At 70.1% G+C, this 15,998-nt stretch carries 13 protein-coding genes and 1 tRNA gene; 9 read left to right on the top strand and 5 right to left on the bottom strand.

Going from position 1 to position 15,998, the window contains the following annotated elements; translation table 11 throughout:
• Positions 1 to 178 precede the first annotated feature (178 nt).
• From ACYQ1L_RS15245 to ACYQ1L_RS15225, 5 genes are all read left to right on the top strand, one after another.
• Entirely contained in the window at positions 179 to 1,510 is a 1,332-nt protein-coding gene (locus ACYQ1L_RS15245) for an ABC transporter substrate-binding protein (RefSeq protein WP_460004905.1), read from the top strand.
• A gap of 110 nt (positions 1,511 to 1,620) precedes the next feature.
• The gene (locus ACYQ1L_RS15240; RefSeq protein WP_460004904.1) at positions 1,621 to 2,964 is read left to right on the top strand and encodes a carbohydrate ABC transporter permease; all 1,344 of its coding nucleotides are present in this window, start codon (positions 1,621 to 1,623) and stop codon (positions 2,962 to 2,964) included.
• Positions 2,964 to 3,932: a carbohydrate ABC transporter permease gene (locus ACYQ1L_RS15235; RefSeq protein WP_460004903.1), complete on the top strand. Its 969-nt coding sequence runs from the start codon at positions 2,964 to 2,966 to the stop codon at positions 3,930 to 3,932. The genes ACYQ1L_RS15240 and ACYQ1L_RS15235 overlap by 1 nt, the downstream gene beginning before the upstream one ends.
• 117 nt (positions 3,933 to 4,049) lie before the next feature.
• Complete coding sequence (locus ACYQ1L_RS15230; protein ID WP_460004902.1) at positions 4,050 to 4,697, top strand: phosphatase PAP2 family protein; 648 nt, start codon at positions 4,050 to 4,052, stop codon at positions 4,695 to 4,697.
• A 71-nt stretch (positions 4,698 to 4,768) separates the two neighbouring features.
• Complete coding sequence (locus ACYQ1L_RS15225) at positions 4,769 to 5,383, top strand: GNAT family N-acetyltransferase (RefSeq protein ID WP_460004901.1); 615 nt, start codon at positions 4,769 to 4,771, stop codon at positions 5,381 to 5,383.
• A 148-nt stretch (positions 5,384 to 5,531) separates the two neighbouring features.
• Here ACYQ1L_RS15225 and ACYQ1L_RS15220 read toward each other — a convergent pair whose 3' ends face one another.
• Entirely contained in the window at positions 5,532 to 6,584 is a 1,053-nt protein-coding gene (locus tag ACYQ1L_RS15220; RefSeq protein ID WP_460004900.1) for an asparaginase domain-containing protein, read from the bottom strand.
• Complete coding sequence (locus tag ACYQ1L_RS15215; RefSeq protein ID WP_460004899.1) at positions 6,577 to 8,076, bottom strand: amino acid permease; 1,500 nt, start codon at positions 8,074 to 8,076, stop codon at positions 6,577 to 6,579. Before ACYQ1L_RS15215 ends, ACYQ1L_RS15220 begins: the two co-directional genes overlap by 8 nt.
• 110 nt (positions 8,077 to 8,186) lie before the next feature.
• On the opposite strand from ACYQ1L_RS15215, the gene ACYQ1L_RS15210 reads away from it, so the two are divergent.
• Positions 8,187 to 8,897, top strand: coding sequence for a FadR/GntR family transcriptional regulator (locus ACYQ1L_RS15210; RefSeq protein WP_460004898.1), 711 nt, complete (start codon positions 8,187 to 8,189; stop codon positions 8,895 to 8,897).
• 62 nt (positions 8,898 to 8,959) lie between these two features.
• Here ACYQ1L_RS15210 and ACYQ1L_RS15205 read toward each other — a convergent pair.
• Positions 8,960 to 9,047, bottom strand: a tRNA-Ser gene (locus ACYQ1L_RS15205).
• A 111-nt stretch (positions 9,048 to 9,158) separates the two neighbouring features.
• Here ACYQ1L_RS15205 and ACYQ1L_RS15200 point away from each other — a divergent pair.
• The 3 genes from ACYQ1L_RS15200 (at position 9,159) to ACYQ1L_RS15190 (ending at position 12,373) form a co-directional block, all read left to right on the top strand.
• Complete coding sequence (locus tag ACYQ1L_RS15200; protein WP_460004897.1) at positions 9,159 to 10,601, top strand: LssY C-terminal domain-containing protein; 1,443 nt, start codon at positions 9,159 to 9,161, stop codon at positions 10,599 to 10,601.
• Between the two features lie 68 nt (positions 10,602 to 10,669).
• The gene (gene trhO, locus ACYQ1L_RS15195) at positions 10,670 to 11,566 is read left to right on the top strand and encodes an oxygen-dependent tRNA uridine(34) hydroxylase TrhO (protein WP_460004896.1); all 897 of its coding nucleotides are present in this window, start codon (positions 10,670 to 10,672) and stop codon (positions 11,564 to 11,566) included.
• A 99-nt stretch (positions 11,567 to 11,665) separates the two neighbouring features.
• Complete coding sequence (locus ACYQ1L_RS15190; RefSeq protein WP_460004895.1) at positions 11,666 to 12,373, top strand: DedA family protein; 708 nt, start codon at positions 11,666 to 11,668, stop codon at positions 12,371 to 12,373.
• Between the two features lie 22 nt (positions 12,374 to 12,395).
• On the opposite strand, the gene ACYQ1L_RS15185 is transcribed toward ACYQ1L_RS15190, so the two are convergent.
• Together ACYQ1L_RS15185 and ACYQ1L_RS15180 are read right to left on the bottom strand one after the other, a co-directional pair.
• The gene (locus ACYQ1L_RS15185) at positions 12,396 to 14,717 is read right to left on the bottom strand and encodes a transglutaminase TgpA family protein (protein WP_460004894.1); all 2,322 of its coding nucleotides are present in this window, start codon (positions 14,715 to 14,717) and stop codon (positions 12,396 to 12,398) included.
• Complete coding sequence (locus ACYQ1L_RS15180) at positions 14,707 to 15,939, bottom strand: DUF58 domain-containing protein (protein WP_460004893.1); 1,233 nt, start codon at positions 15,937 to 15,939, stop codon at positions 14,707 to 14,709. The genes ACYQ1L_RS15185 and ACYQ1L_RS15180 overlap by 11 nt, the downstream gene beginning before the upstream one ends.
• Positions 15,940 to 15,998: the final 59 nt, after the last annotated feature.

Here is a 15,998-nt window from a genome sequence, read left to right as displayed (position 1 = left end):
CCGGTTCCTTGAAAGCGCTCCCACGATTCCCGCGTCCGCGCGGCTCAGGTTATCCAGTTGTGATCCGCACCACGTTGCGCAACCGGCGGGAGGGTCACTAGTGTCGCCTGGAAGCGGTTCCTGAGAGGAGCCCCCAGCGTTGGGGAAATGGCCCCCGCGAATTCGAAGGAGAAAACGTATGGGAATGTCTCAGCGACGTCGCCTGATCGCGCCTCTGGCGCTGATCGCGGTGTCCGGCCTCGCTCTCGCGGGTTGCGCCGAAGGCGGCTCGTCGGGCGGCGGAGATTCGTCCGGCAAGGGTGAGACCGTCAAGATCTCCGGCGGCATCACGGGATCCGAGGCGGACCTGCTGAACAAGTCTTTCGACCAGTTCACCAAGGACACCGGCATCAAGGTCGTCTACACGGGCGACAAGGGCTTCGAGGGCAACATCGTCACCAAGGTGTCCGGCGGCAGCGCCCCCGACATCGCGATCGTGCCGCAGCCGGGTCTGCTGAAGAGCCTGGTCGGCACGGGTCAGGTCAAGGAGGCGCCGTCCGAGGTCTCCGCCAACGTCGACAAGAACTGGTCGAAGGACTGGAAGACGTACGGCACCATCGACGGCAAGTTCTACGCCGCCCCGATGCTCGCCAACGTCAAGGGCTACGTCTGGTACTCGCCCGCGAAGTTCAAGGAGCTCGGCGTCGAGGTTCCGAAGACCTGGGACGAGCTGCTCTCACTGACCAAGACGATCCAGGAGAAGACCGGCGCCGCCCCGTGGTGCGCGGGCTTCGCCTCCGGTGATGCTTCCGGCTGGCCGGGCACCGACTGGATCGAGGACCTCGTCCTGCGCCAGAGCGGCACCGATGTCTACGACAAGTGGGTCGCCGGCGACGTGAAGTTCACCGACCCGCAGATCAAGCAGGCCTTCGACGCCGTGGGCTCGATCCTGCTCGACCCGAAGTACGTCAACGCGGGCTTCGGCGACGTCAAGAGCATCAACTCGACCGCCTTCGCGGACGTCGCGGCCAAGGTCGCCGACGGCACCTGCATCATGACCCACCAGGCCTCGTTCCTCTCGTCGAACTTCCTCGACGTGAAGACCAAGGCCGGGGCCGCGCCGAAGGTCGCCCCCGACGGCGACGTGTACGCCTTCGTGCTCCCCGGTCTGAAGGAGGGTGAGAACACCATCGAGGGCGGTGGCGAGTTCGTCGCCGGGTTCAGCGACAACGCCGCGACCAAGAAGGTCCTGGAGTTCATGTCCTCGCCCGAGTTCGCGAACGCCCGCGTCAAGCTCGGCGGCGTGATCTCCGCGAACAAGAACGCGGACGCCTCGCTCGCCTCCAGCCAGTTCCTTCAGGACGCGATGAAGACGCTGCAGGACCCCAAGACCACGCTGCGTTTCGACGCGAGCGACCTGATGCCGGCCACCGTCGGCTCCGGATCGTTCTGGAAGGGCATGGTCAGCTGGGTCGATGGCAAGCCGACCGATCAGGTGCTGAGCGACATCCAGGCCGGTTACAAGAACTAGTCTGAGTACCACCTGGGAGACTGCGGGGCTGTCCGCCGGCGCGGGCGGCCCCGCAGTCGTCTCCAGGAGGTCCTGAAGTGTTCACCGTCGAACCGTCATAAGGGGTCCACATGTCGCAAACCACAGCGACCGAGACCACGCGATCCGCTCGCAAGACCGAATCCGTGCACTCCGGCCGCACGACCGCTTCCCGATCAGTCACGGTCGGCGCCTACATCGTCGGCGCCGTCGTGATCATCGGGGTCTTCATCGCTCTCCTCGCCGGTGGTCCGGCGGACAACCCGAAGCCGACCTCTCTCGGCTTCTCCCTGAACAGCTTCTTCACCTGGCTCGGCCAGTTGAACCCGCTGCTTCAGATCCCTCTCGTGCTCCTCGTCTTCGCCGTCGTCGCCGGGGTGCTGCTGGTGCTCATCGAGTACGCGCCGCGGCACGGGAAGGGCTACTTCTGGCTGCGCCTGGTGGCGTGCTTCGCCATCCCGGTCCTGGCGTTCATGATGCTGCGGCCCTACCAGAACGCCGTCGTCTACGTCATGATCATCGCGCTGGTCGCCGGCGGGCTGCTGTTCTTCGCCGACTACCGCGCGCGCGAGGGATCCGGCTACCTGTTCCAGCTCACGCTGTTCATGGCGCCCGCCACGCTGCTGCTCCTCCTCGGACTCATCTACCCGGCCGTGAGCACGATCATCCAGTCGTTCTTCGACAAGACCGGCAAGGACTTCGTCGCGCTCGAGAACTACCAGTGGGTGTTCACGAACCCGGAGGGCTTCTGGTCCGTCATCAACACGCTGATCTGGGCGCTCATCGCCCCGATCGTCTCGACCATCTTCGGGCTCGCGTACGCCGTGTTCATCGACCGGGCGCGCGGCGAGAAGATCCTCAAGGTCTTCGTCTTCATGCCGGTCGCGATCTCGTTCGTCGGCGCCGGCATCATCTGGAAGTTCATCTACGACTTCCGGCAGGGCGCGCAGATCGGTCTGCTCAACGCGATCGTCACCCTGTTCGGGGGCAAGCCGGTCTCCTGGCTCGACACCACCCCGCTCGTCAACACCATCTGCCTGCTGATCGTGTTCATCTGGACACAGACCGGCTTCGCGATGGTGATCCTGTCGGCGGCCATCAAGGCGGTCCCGACCGAACAGATCGAGGCCGCGTCGCTGGACGGCGCGAACGCCTGGGAGAGGTTCCGCAACGTCACTGTGCCGGGGATCCGCTCGTCGCTCATCGTGGTGCTGACCACGATCACGATCGCCTCGCTCAAGGTCTACGACATCGTCGCGGTGATGACCGGCGGCCGGGCGAACAGCACCGTGCTCGGCTTCGAGATGGTCAACCAGCAGCAGCGGTTCCAGAGCTACGGTCACTCGTCGGCGCTGGCCGTGGTGCTGTTCCTGTTCGTGCTGCCGCTGATCATCTACAACGCCCGGCAGATGGCCAAGCAGAGGGAGATCCGCTGATGAGTGCGACACAGGCGATCGTCACCGACAATCGCAGCAAGCGCCAGGTGGAGCGCGACACCCGCCGCAACGAGGCGACTGCGCAGAAGCGGCTCACGTCACGGGGTGCCACGATCGCGGCGGTGATCATCGCGATCTTCTGGACGATCCCGACGTTCGGCCTGCTGGTCACGTCGTTCCGTCCGGGCGCTGACTCGAACAGCACCGGATGGTGGACGGTGTTCGTGGATCCCTCGTTCACCCTCAGCAACTACGCCTCCGCCCTCACCTCGGGGGGAACGGCGCTGACGCTGGGAGCATCGTTCATCAACTCGCTGGCGATCACGATCCCGGCCACCGTGGTGCCGATCTTCATCGCCTCGCTCGCCGCCTACGGCTTCGCATGGATGAACTTCAAGGGCAAGAACCTCGTGTTCGTGTTCGTGTTCGCCCTGCAGATCGTGCCGATCCAGATGGCTCTGGTGCCGCTGCTGTCGTTGTTCTCGCGGGGGCTCACGCTGTTCGGGACGCAGATCTTCCCGGGCTTCACCCTGCGTGATGTCGACCACAGCTTCGCCACGGTGTGGATCGCTCACGCGATCTTCGCGATGCCGCTGGCGATCTTCATGCTGCACAACTTCATCGCGGAGATCCCCGGTGAGGTCGTCGAGGCGGCCCGCGTCGACGGGGCGGGCCACGGACAGATCTTCTTCCGGATCATCCTCCCGCTCGCGATGCCGGCCATCGCGTCGTTCGCGATCTTCCAGTTCCTGTGGGTGTGGAACGACCTGCTCGTGGCGACGATTTTCGCGCCGGAATCCTCCCTGCCACTGACCCAGACGCTGAACTCGCTGTCCGGCACCTGGGGCAACCAGTGGTACCTGCAATCGGCCGGAACCTTCATCTCGATCATCGTCCCGCTGATCGTGTTCTTCGCGCTGCAGCGCTTCTTCGTGCGCGGTCTGCTGGCCGGCGCGACGAAGGGCTGAGCGCCTGAGGGTCCGGAGCGGGGTGCGATCACGTCGATCGCACCCCGCTCCGCGTCCACGGCCCGGAACCGTGCCCTTCGACGGGCTCAGGGTCCGGATCCGGGGGAGAATGGCCCGATGACGCGTCGGCTGGCTCTGATCCTCGGTCTCCTCGGCGTGGGGGTGACGCTGGCAACCGCGGTCGTGCTCGCCACAGCACCGCACCTCATCGCGACCATGGACGATGCGTGGAACCTCGAGATGGTCGAGTGGCGCAATCCGGCGCTGACGGGCTGGGCCCTGGTGATGAACGTGCTCGGCGGCGGATGGGTCGCGACCATCCTCAGTCCGCTGCTGGTCGCGGCGCTGGCCTGGATCGCGCGCGGGTGGCGCGGCGCCCTGTTCACCCTGATCGTGTTCGTCGTCAGTGCGGGCCTGGTGCAGCTGGTGAAGAAGGCGCTGGGGCGCGATCGGCCGCAAGACCTCCTGATCGCCTCGGATTTCGGATCCTTCCCCTCCGGGCACACCGCCCACGCCGCGACCTTCGCGGTCGTGCTGTGGCTGCTGTTCCCGACGCTGTGGGTGGCCATCGGCGGCGCCGTGTGGACGATCGCGATGGGCTTCTCGCGGACCGTGCTCAGCGTGCACTGGTTCAGCGACACCGTGGGCGGCGCGCTGATCGGTGCCGGTGCGGCCCTCCTCGTCGCCGCCGTGCTGTGGCGGTGGGTGCGGCTGCCGGGTGAGCTCGAGGCGCCCGCGGACGGGAGCCCGGATCCGCGTCGCTAGGCTGAGCAGATCCGCAGATCCGCAGGCCCGCGAGCGCGCAGCGATCGAGGGCGTCGATCGAAGGGCACTCCGTGGCACGCATCCGACCGTTCCGCTCCGAAGACGTCGACGGACTCTACGACGTGTGCGTGAAGACGGCCGACGTGGGCGGTGACGCCACCGGGATGCTCTCCGACGACGCGCTCTGGGGCGACTTGTTCGCCGTGCCGTACGCGCTGCGGGATCCGGGCCTGTGCTGGGTGGTGGAGGCCGAGGACGGTCGCGTGATCGGGTACGTGGTCGCCACGGACGACACGAACGCGTTCGCCGCCTGGTTCCGGGACGAATGGTGGCCGTCGCGTCGCGACCGCTACCGTCACTCCGGGGCACCGGAGCCCACCGCCCAGGATCGGTTCCTCGCCTATGGCGACCGGCAGGCGCCCCGCGGTGACGCGATCGCGCGCGACTACCCGGCGCACCTGCACATCGACCTGCTGCCGGAGACCCAGGGACAGGGCCTCGGTCGGCGCTTGATCGACACGCTGCTCGCCGAACTCGGGCGCCGAGGCGTGCCGGCGCTGCACCTCTCCATGAACGCGGACAACGCCGCGGCCGGCGCGTTCTACGAGCGGCTCGGGTTCACGCAGTTCGCCACGGGGGAGGGCAGCACGACCTACGGCATCCGGATCCCCGGTCCGGAGAGCTGAGGACCTGCGGCGGATCCGCGGCCCGGGGCGATGGCGGTGCGCGGCGGGCGGGAGATCCCCCGACATCCCGTCCGCCGCACACCGCGTCTGCTCCCTCGCGCCGAGACCGACGGTCGCGCATGACCGTCCGGCCCCGCCGCGGGGCGTCTCATCCTCGGCGCTCCCCGAGCAGGTTCATCCCGAGAAGGTCGCTGAGCTCGGCGCCGGTGAACCCGGCACGCGCCAGCGCGCCCAGCTTTCCGAGTGCGGCTTCGCTCGTCATGTCGCCGGCCCCGATCGCGCCGGCCTCGGCCAGCGCGGATCCGACCGCGTAGCGGTCGAGCGTCACGGGCCCGTCCTCGCACTGCGTCACCGCGAGCACGACCGTGCCCCGCTCGGTCGCCGCGTGGATCGCGGCGCCGAGCCCGCCGCTCGCCATCGGTGCGGTGCCGGATCCGTAGCATTCGAGGACGATCCCGGTCGGGCATTCGTTCATCACGGCGGCGAGCTGCGCGGCGTTCACTCCCGGGACGACCTTCACGAGCCCTGTTCTGGGGGCGGAGGTGCCGGCCGCCTGCCGCAGGGCCGCTGCGACGCGCAGGTCCACTCCGATCGGGTCGTCCGCGAGCGGCCGTGGGGCCGCGAACGCCTGACGACTCTCCGTCGAGCGCTTGGTCGCACGGATGGCAGGCAGGAGGTACCCGCCGAACGCGATGTGCACGCCGCTCGAGGCGGTTCCATCGGCCGAGGCGACCGCGAGCGAGAAGTTCTCGATCGCGTCCGTGTCCTCGAAGCCGATCGGGTGCTGAGAGCCGGTGAACACGATCGGCGTCGGCAGATCGGCGAGGGCGAAGGCTGCGAAGGAGGCGCTGTAGGCGAGGGTGTCGCTGCCGTGGATAACGACGACCCCGCGCGGTTGGTCCCGGACGACGATCTCGCGGATCTGATCCGCCAGGCGACCGAGCGCGTCGCAGTCCATCTCGGCGCTGTCGACCGCCTGCGCCGTCTCGGAGTAGGTCCAGTCGAGCGCCTGCCTTCCGCGTGCGCGGACGACGGTCATGAGCGCTTCGATCTCGTTCCGCAGACGCGGGTTGGGCACCAGGCCGCGATCTGACGGCAGCATGCCGAACGTGCCCCCCGTGTAGAGGATCGCGAGCGGACCGGCGGCCGCGGATCCCTCGAGCGGGAGGAGTCCGCCGCTGCTTCGTCCCGGCTCAGTCATCCGCATCCGCACCTTCCCGCACGACCGCGCGGGTGGGTCCTTCCGGCACCTCGATCGCGGTGGTGAGCGCCTGCGCGTCGACCCGCCCCCGCACTGCGTACCAGCCGACCACCAGCAGCACGATCACGGCGACGAACGCGATGAGCGTGATGCGGCCGACGCCCTGGTCCAGGGCCATCAGCAGGACGACGAGTGCGAGGAAGCCCAAGGTGACGCCGTTGGTCACGGGTGCCCAGGGAAGCCGGAATGCCGGGCGCTCCCGTCCCTCCCGCTTCATCTTCCGGATGAACAGCCAATGGCAGACGATGATGGACGCCCAGACGCCGACGATCCCGAGTCCCGCGAGGTTGAGCACGATCTCGAACACCTGTCCGGGGACCACCATGTTCAGGAACACGCCGATCACGCCCAGACCGGTGGTGATCAGGATCCCGCCATAGGGCACGCCGGCCTTGTTCATCCGCTTGGCGAACTTCGGGCCGGTGCCGGCCATCGCGAGCGAGCGGAGCGTGCGGCCCGTGGAGTAGAGGCCGGCGTTCAGACTGGACATGGCGGCGGTGAGCACGACGAGGTTCATGATGTCGCCGGCGTGCGGGATGCCGATGGCGCTCATGACCGTCACGAAGGGGCTCTCGTTCGCCTTGTACGCGTTCCAGGGCATCAAGAGCGTGAAGAGCACGACTGAGCCCGCGTAGAAGAGCATGATGCGCCACATGATCGAGTTGACCGCGCGCGGGACGACGGAGCGCGCGTCCTTGGCCTCGCCTGCGGCGACCCCGACCATCTCGGTTCCGCCGTACGCGAAGACGACGCCGAGCGCGATCACGAACATCGCGCCGATGCCCATCGGGAAGAAACCGCCGTTGTCCGCGATCATGGCGAGGCCGGGACGGTGCCCGTGGATGGGGGTCTGGGTGACGATGAGGAACACGCCGAGGATGCCGAACAGCACGATCGCACCCACCTTGACGAGCGCGAACCAGTACTCCAGCTCGCCGAACAGCACGGCCGAGGTGACGTTCATCGCCATGACGATCAGGAGCGCGACCAGCGCGATGACCCATTGCGGGATCGGCGTGAAGAACGACCAGAAATGGGTGTAGAGAGCGATCGCGGTGATGTCGGCGATGACCGTCGTGCCCCAGTCGAGGAAGAACAGCCAGCCGACCGTGAAGGCCCCCTTCTCGCCCATGAACTCGCGTGCGTACGAGACGAACGCGCCCGAAGACGGCCGGTACATCACCAGTTCGCCGAGCGCCCTGACGACGATGAAGGCGAACAGACCGCAGACGATGTACACCACCGCCAGTGACGGGCCCGCGATCTCCATGCGGCCGCTGGCGCCCAGGAACAGGCCCGTTCCGATCGACCCGCCGATGGCGATCATGTTCATGTGCCGGCGCTTGAGCGCCTTCCGATACCCCTGGTCGCCCACATCAGCGACGGCTTCCCGCATCCCGTTGTCGACCTGAACGTCGTTGTTCCGCGTCACCTCGAACCTTTCCTTCACCATTGACGGTATTTCTGTCTAGCTGTCGGACAGCTTAGAGTGCGCGAAGAGCGGTCGCAACAGCCCCGCTCGGGCGCCTGCGGGGCGCCGGTATGCTGGGGCTTCCCGAAGAGCTGGGGGAGATCGTGCTCGACGACGCAGTTCCCGTCACCCCGATCAAGCGTGTGAGCGCTGCGGAGGCGACGTTCCAGGCATTGCTGTCCCTCATCGCGAGCGACGGCGTGGCGGTCGGGGACCGCCTTCCCGGAGAGGTCGAGCTGGCGAAGCGGTTCGGGGTGAGCCGTGCGATCCTCCGCGAAGCGCTCGGGGCATGTGCGACCCTCGGCCTGACCGAGACGCTGACCGGCAGCGGCACATACGTCCGCGCGAAGAGCCCTCGACCGAAGCTCACGTTCGGCGGCTATTCGGCGGTCGACCTGATCGAAGCGCGGCCGCACATCGAGATCCCTGCCGCAGGCTACGCCGCGGAACGGCGAACCCCCGAGCAGCTCGACCGCATGCGCTCGCTCGTCGACCGGATGCGTCACGCTGCCGATCTGCGGACGTGGGTCCGCCTGGACGGGGATCTTCATCGCCTGATCGCGGAGGCGAGCGGCAACCCGGTGCTCGCGGCCATGGTCGATTCGCTGCGGCACGCGCTGGATCCTCAGTCGGATTTCCTCAACATCACCAAGGCCAGGCAGTCGTCGTCGGACGAAGAGCACGCGCAGATCGTCGAGGCGATCGCCTCGGGGTCGGCCGAGACCGCGCGGGAGATGCTGGCCCGACATCTGTCCCAGGTCGCGGAGGCGCTGATCGAATAGCCGCCGGCTCATGACGAAGGCCCCGCCTCCCCGTGTTTCTCGGGGAGGCGGGGCCTTCTGCCTGGCGGTGACGGCGGGATTCGAACCCGCGGTTGCTTGCACAACACACGCTTTCCAAGCGTGCTCCTTCGGCCGCTCGGACACGTCACCAGGAGGACAACCTGATCAGTCTATCGGATCCCGAAGACTGATCCGGACCAGGCCCCGCGCGCAAGGCGGTCGCCCGTGCCAGGATGAGGACGACCGCGAAGGAGGATCCTCGTGACCGGCATCGATCCCGCGCACGCAGACCGGCAGCACCCGTCGAGGCGGCGCTGGGCGCTGCGGATGCAGCAGCCGCTGCCGTCAGCCACGATCTTCGACCGGATCGCGTTCCTTGTGGGGACGGCGTCCGCCGTCTGGCTCGCGGTGATCATCTCGCTGCAGACGTTCCGCTACGCCTGGTCGGTGCTGCTGTTCGTGCCGGTGTGGGCGATCATGGCCTACCTGGTGCTCCCGCGTCTGCATCGGCTGCTGTCCGATCTCTACGTGCCGGACTACTTCTTCGGGCGCACCCGCACCGCGGACGGCCTGCTCGGGGATCCGGTCAATCTCGGCGTCGACGGCACGGCGGAGCAGCTGGACCAGGTGATGACACGCGCCGGCTGGCACCGCGCCGACGAGATCACCGCCGCGTCCACCTGGGGGATCATCGTCTCGACGCTCACCCGGCGCAGCTACCCGACGGCACCTGTGTCGCCGCTGATGCTGTTCGGCCGTCGTCACGATGTGGCGTATCAGCAGGAGGTCGCCGGCAACCCGAAGCAGCGGCACCACGTGCGGTTCTGGCACAGTCCGCCCGGCTGGCTGCTGCCCGGCGGCGCCAAGGCCGACTGGCTCGGCGCCGGCACTTACGACACGGACGTGGGGCTCAGCCTGTTCACGCTGCAGGTGACGCACCGCATCGATGAGAACACCGACATCGAGCGCGACTTCGTGGTGCAGAGCGCGTGCGACGCCGATCCGGCGGTGCGGGTGCGCGATCTGCGCGATTTCACCACCGGGTACCACTCCCGCAACGGCGGCGGCGACCGCTTCATCACAGACGGGCACCTGCCGATCCTCGACATGACGCGCGTGTCCGTGCCCGGCGAGGCGGACTCGCTCGCCGCCGGCCCCGGGGCGGTTCCGGCTGCGGGCACCGAGCACGCCGCGGACTCCGGCCCGGCCCCGGCGCGGCATCGCGTGCGCGAGGGCCACGGCGAGTCGCTCCGCACCACGGCCGAGCGGTCGATCCGGCGCGCCCCGCTCGCGACCTTCTTCGCCGTGGGCGTCGTGGTGCTGGGTGCGCTCGTCGATCTGGTCGGCCTCGTCGTCGGGGTGGTCGCCGATCCCGACGCCCGTCGGATCCTGACCGACGGGCCCTCGGACGAGGCGACCGTGCTGCTCGTCGCCATCGGGTTCGGGGCGCTCGTCTCGGTCGCGCAGCTGCTCATGGCCTGGGCGGTGCTGCGCCGCGGCCGGCGCTCGCGGGCGGTGCTGATGGTTCTGCTCGCGATCGGCGTGCTCTCGACGGCGATCGACTACCTCGACGGCCGGACCGCGCTCGCCGTCAACGGCACGCTGCTGTCGGCATCGCTGCAGTGCCTCGCACTGCTCGCCCTGTCCAGCGAGTCGGCCGGGGCGTGGGCGCGGCGGCCGTCGGCCGCGCACGAGGAAGCGTGACGCACGACGTCCACCCGAAGGGGGCCGACACGGACGGACCCGAGGCGCGGGCGAATTAGGATCTCTGGGTGCCCACCCCGAAGATCGTGCTGTTCTACGCATTCGCGCCCCTGCCGGATCCCGAGGCGATCCGGCTCTGGCAGCGCGACGTGTGCGACGCGCTGCATCTGCGCGGCCGGATCCTGATCTCCCGGCACGGCATCAACGGCACCCTCGGCGGCGACCTGCCCGCCGTGAAGAAGTGGCTGAGGTCGTTCCGCGGCTACGCGGCCTTCCGCGACGCCGACGTGAAGTGGAGCGAGGGCACCGCGGTCGACGCCGACGGCTACAGTGCGGACTTCCCCAGGCTGAGCGTCAAGGTGCGCGACGAGATCGTCTCGTTCGGCGCTCCGGACGAGCTGCGCGTCGACGAGCACGGCGTGGTCGGCGGCGGCACGCGGCTCACGCCGGACGACCTGCACGAGCTCGTGGCCGAGCGGGGCGACGAGGTGGTGTTCTTCGACGGGCGCAACGCCCTCGAGGCGCAGATCGGCCGGTTCCGCGGCGCGATCGTGCCCGAGGTCGAGACCACGCGCGACTTCGTGAGCCTGCTGGACTCCGGCGCCTACGACGACCTCAAGGGGCGGCCGGTCGTGACGTACTGCACGGGCGGGATCCGCTGCGAGGTGCTGTCGAGTCTGATGACCGCGCGCGGGTTCGGCGAGGTCTACCAGCTCGAGGGCGGGATCGTCCGCTACGGCGAGCGATTCGGCGACGACGGGCTGTGGGACGGATCCCTGTACGTGTTCGACGGTCGCGGATCCGTCGACTTCTCCGACCACGCCGCGGTCATCGGCGTGTGCGCGGGCTGCGGCGCGGCCACCAATCGCACCGCGAACTGCCCGGATCCGTCGTGCCGCCACCAGGCGGTGGTCTGCCCGACCTGCATCGCCGTGCCCTGCGCGGAGCACGCCGGCGCCGCCTGAGCACGCGTCGCTTCCGCTCACGCCGAGCTGGGTGAACAGTTCGGAACATCACTCTCCGGGATGACGACCGCGGTTCGTGCGGGACGTAGCGTGGTGCGCATGGACCTGCTGAACACCTGGCTGCTGCATGCGGCGGGGCAGCTCTGGCTGTTCCCGGTGCTGCTGGTGTTCTTCTTCGTCGACGGTTTCGCGACGATCCTGCCGAGCGAGACGGCGCTGGTCGCCCTCGCCGCCCTCTCGCTGCACAGCGGGCAGCCGAACCTGGTCGTGCTCGGCCTCATCGCGCTCGTCGGCGCGGTGGCGGGGGACAACACGGCGTACCTGCTGGGGCGAACGATCGGCACCGAGCGGTGGGCGTGGATGCGCCGACCGCGCGTGCACAAGATGTTCGAGTGGGCCAGGTACGAGCTCGACAAGCGCGGCGCCGCCCTCATCTTCACGGCGCGGTACATCCCGTGGGGGCGGGTCGCGGTGAACTACGTGGCGGGACAGACGGGGTATCCGCACCGCCGGTTCTTCCTGTTCGACCTGTTCGCCTGTGTGACCTGGGTCGGGTACGCCCTCGCCATCGGCCTCGTCGCGGGGCAGTGGGTGCACGAGAACCCGCTGCTCGGAGTGGGCATCGCGGTCGTGTTCGCGGTGGTCCTCGGCTTCGGCATCGATCACGTCCTGCGCTGGTGGCACGGGCGTCATGGCGTCCCGGAGCCGGCTCGACCGGGATCCGGATCCGCCGGAGCGTCGCCGGCGGCCCCGTCTTCGACCGCCGTCTCGAGGAACACCGCGTCGAGGACGACGCCGGAGCGCTGACGAAGCCGCACCGTGCCGTCGATCAGGAGGCGGAGGCCGCCAGCAGGCGCGCCCCGAGCAGGGACCTCGGCGTGAACGCCGCGGTCAGCCGGTCCCGGCGGGACACGGTCTCGCGCAGTTCGCGCCGGAGGGCGTCGAGCGGCGCCCGGAGGTCCTCGCGTGCCGCCGTGCCTGAGCCGGGCGGGGCGTAGCTGCTCCGCTCGATGGCCCGCACGAGCGCGTCCGCGGCCTGCGGATCCACGCCCCGCTCCCGCACCAGGCGCTCGCCGCGGGCGCGCGGCGACTCCGACGGCGGGGCGGGCAGTCCCAGGTCCTGCAGAGTGGCGCGCAGCTCGGCCCACGCGGCGACCGCGTCTCCGCGTGCGGCGGCGGTGCGCCTGCGCAGCCACTGCACACGACGGACGAGCGCCGGGATCAGCAGCACCGCGAGCACGCCCGCCACGGTCCACAGCACCGGGGCGGTGGCCAGCGGCCGCGGGCCCGCCGCACCCGCGGCACCGGCGTCGGGCACGTCGAGGTTCTTCGGATCCTTCGCGTTCCCGCTCGAGGTCGGGGCGGGAGTCGGACCGGCCGAGGGTGTGGCGCCGGTGTTCCCGCTCGTGCCGGAGGACTCTGCGAACGCCGTCGGCACGCCGCGCGTCGCCGTCGGATCGAACGGCACCCAGCCGAGGCCGGCGAAATACACCTCCGGCCAGGAGTGCAGCTGGTCCGTCGACACCTCGAAGACGACGCGACCGTCGTCCGAGCGGCGATCGGTCGCGGTCCCCGGCAGGTAGCCCACGACGATCCGCGTCGGCATGCCCAGAGAACGCGCCATGAGCGCGAAGGCCCCGGCGAAGTGCACGCAATAGCCTTCGCGAACGCTGAGGAACTTCGCGACCGCTTCCACGTTGGTGCCGTCGAAGCGGTCGTCCACGGGGGTCTGCAGCGAATAGCGGAAACCGGCGCGGAACCAGGTCTGCAGGGCGATCAGCTTGTCATAGTCGGTGGTCGCGCCCCCGACCACCTGCCGTGCTTCTTCGGAGATGATCGCGGGCATGTCGGCGGGCAGCGCCCGCAGCTCCGCCGGGGCGTCGGCACCGGTCGAGGTGGCGGCGCGGATCTGGCCCACGGTCGGGACGAGGCTCTTCGTGTCGATCGTGTAGTTCTGGCCTGCGGCGTCGGCGTTGGCCGCGATCACGGTGCGGTTGTCGGCAGCCGCGCTCCAGCTGCCGACCTCGCCGCGCACGGCGGTGGCCTGATACGGCACCGGCAGCCAGGATCCGGCGATCCCGGCGGTCCGGATCGTCGTCCTGGTCGCATGCACGGCGACGCCGGGCGGCGCGGCGACCTCGCCGAAGCCCTGCGCGAGCGGCACGGTGGACGGGTGGTCCGGCTGCCAGGTCGACCCGTCGAAACGGCTGAGCGTCGCGATGCGCAGGTACGGAGGCGTGCCGTCCTGGGTGATGAGGGTGAGTGCCGTCACGGGGGAGGGGCGGCGCAGGTCCTGCCCCAGGTTCAGCGTGGCGCTCAGGGTCGCGGTGCCGCTGCCGGCGCTGATGCCCGAGGCGGACAGCGGCAGCAGCGGGGTCACGACGAGCGCGCCGACGACCGCGAGCGCGCCGATCACGACGGCCGGCAGCCGCCGCGTGCGCACCGGGGTGTCGCCCGGCGTCTTCGTGCGCCGCGGGACGGATCCGTCGTCTGCAGGCTGCGCGGACCATCCGGTTCCTGTCGGGGTGAAGCGCACGCGCAGGAACAGCAGGATCACGACGGCGAGCCCGACGAACCACACCGGGTCGAGGCCGTGGTGCACGATGATCGCGGGCACCGCACCGAGCGCTGTGACCAGGACCGCGGCGATGATCGGCGCCCGCAAGGGCACCAGCACGAGATCCAGGACGACGGCGATGAGTCCTGCGGCGGCAGCGATGGACGCCGCGAGTGCGGCGGAGGACGCCAGAGGGGCGACGCCCCCTTGGATCTCACGTACCGCCGCGGAGACGAGAGCGTCGACCGCGCGGGACAGCTCGGGCGTCGGCAGCAGCCACCCCCTCCCCAGCTGGCGTCCGGCGAAGACCGTCAGCGCGACAGCGCCCACGATCAGCTGCATCACGGGGACGGCAGGGATCGCGACCCACGCCGGCGCGCGCCGGCCCAGAAGCCGCACGACGGCGCCCGTCAGGATCACGGCGGCACCCGTGGTCGCGGTGCCGCTGCTCCAGCTCCCGGGCTGCACCACCGCGGTCAGCGGCCACACCGCGGCGAGCAGGCCCAGCGCGGTGAGCACGGCGGCGGCGACCGGCCCCGCCTCGGCGCGCGGCGGTCGCGGCGGGCCCGCGTAGGCGCTGGTGTCAGCGGGCATGCGACGGCTCCGGTGTCACGGTGGCGGTGGCGGATCCGGTGGCGGATCCGGGATCCGTCGCACCCGCGTCGGCCCAGGCGTCCGCGGGATCGTCACCCAGGACGGCTGTGTGCCAGCCGTGGTTCCCCGCCGCGGACAGCGCGTCGGTCGTGGGCGCGGTCGCCAGCAGGATCGGCGTGCCGGCGCCGCCGTGCGGCAGCGATCCGGCGTCGGCGGCGTCGATCGCGCCGGTGATGACGACGAGGGGACCGACGGTGTGCCCCTCGGCGGCGGCCGGGAGACCGTGGTCCCGCTCCCCGGTGCGCGGCGACGTGCCCGCCAGCACGACCAGCAGGCCGTCGCGCTCGTCCTCCGCGCCGCGCAGCCGTCCGATGAGCACCCCCGTCGCGTCGACCACATCGACGGCGAACCCCTGATCCACGAGGTGCACGGCGATCGAGGCGCAGGCGGTGACGGCGCGGTCGAAGCCCTCCAGGTCGGTGTCGCCGTCGGCGGTCTGCCAGCGCGTCCCGGCGCGGTCCAGCACGACGAGGGCGTCAGGGCTGGACTCCTGCTCCTCCTGGCGCACCATGAGATCGCCGCGATGCGCCGTGGCGCGCCAGTGGATGCGGCGCATCGAGTCGCCCGGGACGTACCGGCGCGGCGACAGGTTGTCCGACCCCTGGCCGAGGCGGTGCGAGGAGGTCTGCGCGGTGCCGCCCGCGCGGCCGGTGCGGTCGGCGAGCCGAGGCAGGGGCAGCACCGCCGGCACGATCGTGATCGGTGTCACATCGCCGAGCTCGTCGGTGCGGGCGAACAGGCCGAAGGGGTCGGTGGTGCTGAGCTGGAGCGGCCCGAGCGAGGCGAGCCCGCGGCGCGCCCCCGAGATCGGGTACACCATCGTCATCGTGGCGCCGCCGGGGACGCTCTCCGCGTCCTCGGCGGGGAACGCTCCCGACGCGGAGCCGTGCACGGCGCGCGGCAGAGCGTCGCGCCAGCGGCCCGCGGGTGCGCGCAGCAGGGTGCGCACGTCGACCCGCATCCGCACCGTCGTGTCGTCGCCGACGGTCAGCAGGTCGGCCGCGACGGTGCGGTTCACCCGTGCGCGTCGCCGTGGGGCGAAGACGAACAGAGCGGCGAGCACGAGCAGGCTGAACAGCAGCACGGCGACGGCCAGCAGTGCGGGGGCGGCGAGCACGTTCGCGCCGATCACGAGCATGACGCCTGCCAGGAGCGTGCTCACGCCGCGGCCGGTCATCCGCCGGCCGGGTGGATCCGCCGCGCGCCGCGGCCGCTCCCGCC

The organism is Microbacterium xylanilyticum, assembly GCF_054654695.1.
The sequence above is the reverse complement of the archived record's forward strand: the minus strand, read 5'-3'. Positions and strand labels throughout refer to the sequence as shown.